This is a genomic window from Psychrobacter sp. AOP31-B2-9, from assembly GCF_052378005.1.
GTDB lineage: Bacteria > Pseudomonadota > Gammaproteobacteria > Pseudomonadales > Moraxellaceae > Psychrobacter.
Genome location: NZ_JBQSXG010000306.1, coordinates 1 through 809, shown reverse-complemented (window position 1 = coordinate 809; position 809 = coordinate 1). Strand labels below are relative to the sequence as shown.

Sequence of the window (809 nt, the reverse complement as noted above, 5' to 3'; positions counted from 1 at the left end):
CAAGCTACTACGATTGGCTAAGTCGTGACATCAGCGAACAGCAGGTACACCGCAATCAGTGCGAGCTACTAGTTAAAGCCGCTCACAGTGAAATGAAAGAACGTTATGGCGTAGATCGATTGCATGCTCATCTAAGCAAACAAGGCCACAACATTAGCCTGTATATGGTAAGAAGCATCAAAGAGGAACACGGCATCAAATGCCGTCGTCATAAGCGCTTTAAAGTCACTACTGACTCAAACCACAACAAGCTGGTCTATGACAATGTTTTAGATCAGAGGTTTGACGCTAAGCGTCCTAACGAAGCATGGGTCAGCGACATTACCTATATCTGGACTGCTGAGGGCTGGTTATATTTAGCTGGAGTGAAAGATTTATACACCAAAGAGCTTGTCGGCTACGCTATCAATAAGCGCATGACCGCTGATTTAGTATGCCGTGCACTCAATATGGCAATCAAGAACAAACGACCTACTCAAGGACTGATTGTTCATTCAGATAGAGGTAGCCAATATTGTAGCCATGCGTACCATAAGATTATCGAGCAGCATAAGTTTACAGGCTCAATGAGCGGCAAAGGTAATTGCTATGACAACGCACCTATAGAAAGCTTCTGGGGCGTCTTGAAGAATGAACTAGTATATCATCAAGATTATAAAACGAGGTTTGCAGCCACTAGCGATATCATTGGGTATATTGAGCTGTATTATAATCAGACTAGGATTCAAAAGGGCTTGGGCTATCGAGCGCCAAGACAGGTGTGGTTTGACTACTATCGTCAGGCTGCGTAATTAAAATCTCCCAAGTTT

1 protein-coding gene is annotated in these 809 nt (G+C 43.6%); it reads left to right on the top strand.

Translation table 11 applies throughout. The features are described 5' to 3' along the window. Positions 1–791, top strand: a 791-nt coding sequence (locus tag ACT3SX_RS15350; protein WP_444761852.1) for an IS3 family transposase, incomplete at its 5' end; no start/stop codon positions are given. Positions 792–809: the final 18 nt, after the last annotated feature.